This window comes from Robertkochia sediminum (assembly GCF_016786255.1).
Taxonomy (GTDB): Bacteria; Bacteroidota; Bacteroidia; order Flavobacteriales; family Flavobacteriaceae; genus Robertkochia; species Robertkochia sediminum.
Genome location: NZ_JADMKT010000065.1, coordinates 1 through 3,365, shown reverse-complemented (window position 1 = coordinate 3,365; position 3,365 = coordinate 1). Strand labels below are relative to the sequence as shown.

At 34.9% G+C, this 3,365-nt stretch carries 4 protein-coding genes; 3 read left to right on the top strand and 1 reads right to left on the bottom strand.

Annotation, left to right across the window (positions count from 1 at the left end; all coding sequences use genetic code 11):
* The 3 genes from IS446_RS02925 to IS446_RS02915 all read left to right on the top strand — a co-directional run.
* Positions 1-871: hypothetical protein (locus tag IS446_RS02925; protein WP_235996379.1), on the top strand; the 871-nt coding region annotated here is incomplete at its 5' end.
* Between the two features lie 253 nt (positions 872-1,124).
* Positions 1,125-1,514: a hypothetical protein gene (locus IS446_RS02920; RefSeq protein WP_203058429.1), complete on the top strand. Its 390-nt coding sequence runs from the start codon at positions 1,125-1,127 to the stop codon at positions 1,512-1,514.
* A 144-nt stretch (positions 1,515-1,658) separates the two neighbouring features.
* The gene (locus IS446_RS02915; RefSeq protein ID WP_203058427.1) at positions 1,659-2,165 is read left to right on the top strand and encodes a hypothetical protein; all 507 of its coding nucleotides are present in this window, start codon (positions 1,659-1,661) and stop codon (positions 2,163-2,165) included.
* Positions 2,166-2,205: 40 nt separating this feature from the next.
* Here the strand turns inward: IS446_RS02915 and IS446_RS02910 are convergent, their stop codons facing one another.
* The gene (locus IS446_RS02910) at positions 2,206-3,171 is read right to left on the bottom strand and encodes an IS110 family RNA-guided transposase (RefSeq protein WP_203058425.1); all 966 of its coding nucleotides are present in this window, start codon (positions 3,169-3,171) and stop codon (positions 2,206-2,208) included.
* Positions 3,172-3,365: the final 194 nt, after the last annotated feature.

Sequence of the window (3,365 nt, the reverse complement as noted above, 5' to 3'; positions counted from 1 at the left end):
GTTGCCCACAATTATGAAAAAAATCGCATTAGTAATACTTATATCGTTCTCGACTTTTGGATATTCTCAGGACTTAGTCAATGAACTTAATGGCTTCAAATTAAATCAATTTCGAGAGGTCCCAACAACCGAATTAAATCAACCACTACAACAAAAAACATTCGACGATGGTTTTGAATTTGAGCTTTTTCTTGTTAAGCCCGATTCTACTGTATATATGATATTTGAATATGCTAACTGGGATAAGAATATTATATGGTCAATACAATTATATGGTGATGATCCTACTATAGATCCTGCATTCAAAAATTTAAAAATGGGAATGCCCAAAGAGGAACTGATTAAGAAATTGGGTGAGCCAACTAATGCCAAAAATATCGGAGAATATGGGGAAATGCTAGAATATGAAGGCACAAATTACTCCTTCGAAATTAACAACGAAAATAGACTTGCTAGTATAAAGATTAGTGAAGTGTACAATGATTATTTCCCTTCTCCAAAAGCAGAAAAAATTCCTTCATTTAATTCTGTACTCAATTCTTTACAAAGTTCAGATAATGAAATAATATCTCAAATCCTATCACCTGGATTAGAGGTTTATAAAAATGATGAAGTGATTTTCTTTAAACATTCATGGAGAAATGAAATTGAAAACGATCATTCAGGAATTTACTCATTGATAAAAGAATCGATAGTGGGACTTGATAAGGTTAACCTGAATGATGAAAATGAATATGAAGAGAATATGAGGTTAACGCTAAATCAGAACATTAAGCACGTTTTGAAATTTAAGAAACATCCGAAAATAAAAGAAATAGTCATGAAATGGGAGTTCGGTAAATTTCTTATTTGGGAAATTGATTTAATATAACTGTGGGCAACATTGGCTATAGCTCATGGCTAGTTTCGTACTCCAAAATATAATAAATTCATGAACTCAACCAGGCTCTCCATCGCTGTCGGAATCAGCATTAACACAGCCCGCCACGAGCCATAGCCTGACCGTTACTTGCAATTTGAAAAAAGCTAAATTCATATCATTAATTTTAAGTCTTATTACCATCGTTTCTTGCAAACAAAACGTCGAGAATAAAACTGATGTTAAAAAAGAAAAGACTGTTAAATTGAAACCCGATTCAAATCTTGATACCTTAAATGCAGATAATTACAATCTACTCTTTTTTCACCCTACCGAAGCTGAGTTTAATGAACTACTAAAAGAACTTGGAGAGGATTCCGGACTTTATGAAGTTGATTCTGATTTCGGGTTTTACTCAAACAAAGTTTTTGATTCATTATCTACAACAGACTTGAAAGTCAAATTTGTAACTGAAAGGATAATAAAATACACTACTAAAGAAGGCATCAAATATTTCGATCGTTTATTAAATAATGACCAACACTATGGAGTAATATTTAATAATCCCAAATGTGACCCAAGGTTTGAATTTGGAGTAATGGTTGACGTCGGAATTTTTCAAGAATTAAATGAATTTAATAAAAACTGCAAGTAACACTGGCTATATCTCATGGCTAGTTTCGTACTTCAAAAAATAATAAATTCATGAACTCAACCAGGCTTTCCATCGCTGTCGGAAACAGCATTAAAACCGCCCGCCACGAGCCATAGCCTAACCGTTGGCAATAATTATTGAGAAATGAGAATCTTTTTAACAGTACTTGCACTTATAGCTTTTCAAAACCTATTCTCCCAAGAAATAATTAAACTCAAAGACCTCTACATTGAAAACAATCTAGCATTTAAAACTTCCAATAAAGAGCTATTTACAGGCATCGCTCAAAGCAAAAGAAATAATGGCCACATAGTATATGAGGAAGAATATAAAAATGGTGTCATTGTCTTGAGCAACCTATATTTTAATGGTAAAGGAAAGATAATCTCAGATCAAACAATCTACAATTCAAATAAACCTTTTGTCCTTGCAAAAAAGATTTCATACAACCTAAAAAAGGAAATAATTGAAACTATTTTGTATGATAATAATGGACTTAAAATTCTAGTAGAAAATTTCAAAAATGGAGTACGTACTTATTCTTGTCAATATTTAGGAAAGAGGAAAAATGGTTATGAAATATCTTATGAAAAGAATGGGATCGAAGTTTATTGTCAAACTGAATACAAAAATGGTAAAAAAATAAAATAACTATTGCCAACAAAGAACTGAGTTAAAATCCAACCCCTTTTCAAGCTAATTTCGACCGGTAATTTTCATCATATGGTATCCCTGATGTAGCCACTGCGAAGGCTTGCTTCAGCAGTTTATTAGCTACAGCAATCAGGGCCAGTTTTTTACTTTTTCCTTTGTCGACTATCCGGTCATAGAGTTCCTTACAGGCTTTATTGTGTTTACAGGCCGAGAAGGCGCATAAGAACACCAGGTTGCGGAGTTTCTGGTTTCCTCTTTTACTGATCCTGCTTTTGCCGCGAACACTTTTGCCTGACACCCTAATGGTAGGGGTGATCCCCACATAACTGCATAGCTGTGAAGCGTTTTCAAACTTGGTAAAACCATCGGTGATGATGATAAGAAACAAGGCTGTTTTAGTCCCCATTCCGGGAATGCTTTTCAGGTTTGTTAATTGCTGTTGCTGCTCCTTCTTGACCAACTCCAGCAAACGTGACTCCAACATCTCGATTTCCTTGTTTAAATGCTTTAGCGTGCGGTTCAGAGAGTGGTAAACTACTTTTGAAGGTCTTCCCAAAGCTTCTTCGCCATGAAGCTTGTTTTTTATGGCTGTTCGTTTTTTCAGGTAACTATCCAATAAGCGAAAGAGCTGCAGGCACTCTGCCTGTGTTTCATTAAGTGCATTGTAAAGAGGTACTTGATTCTTTTGGGCATATTCACAAATAGCCCTGGCATCGCTCTTATCTGTTTTTACTTTAGACAACTTCATCTGAATAAAACGCTTCACCTGAAGAGGATTTACCACTGATACAGCAACGTTCTTTCGGTAAAGAAACTGAGCGAGTCGATAATGATAATACCCTGTAGCTTCCATCACCACCAGCCCATCCTTATCCAGGGTTTTTAAAAAGGATTTAAAGCCGGAAGGGTCATTAGAAAATTTTTGATGAACCCCTTGTTCATCCATTACATCGAATACATCTTTACTGATGTCTACTCCGTAGATTTTAGTATTTTTAGTCATAAGAACTGAATGAGGAAAGAACAGGCTACTGGAGTTTCAACAACTTAGAATCGAGATCTGGACGTCTCATAGAACTGAACGAAATAGCAGTAGAAAAGAGTGGGGATCATCAATGTTGACGAATTGAAAACATTCACTGGCTATATTGACCTTAATCCACTCTTTTGTTCTTTCTGATTGATCTTTAAAAATTA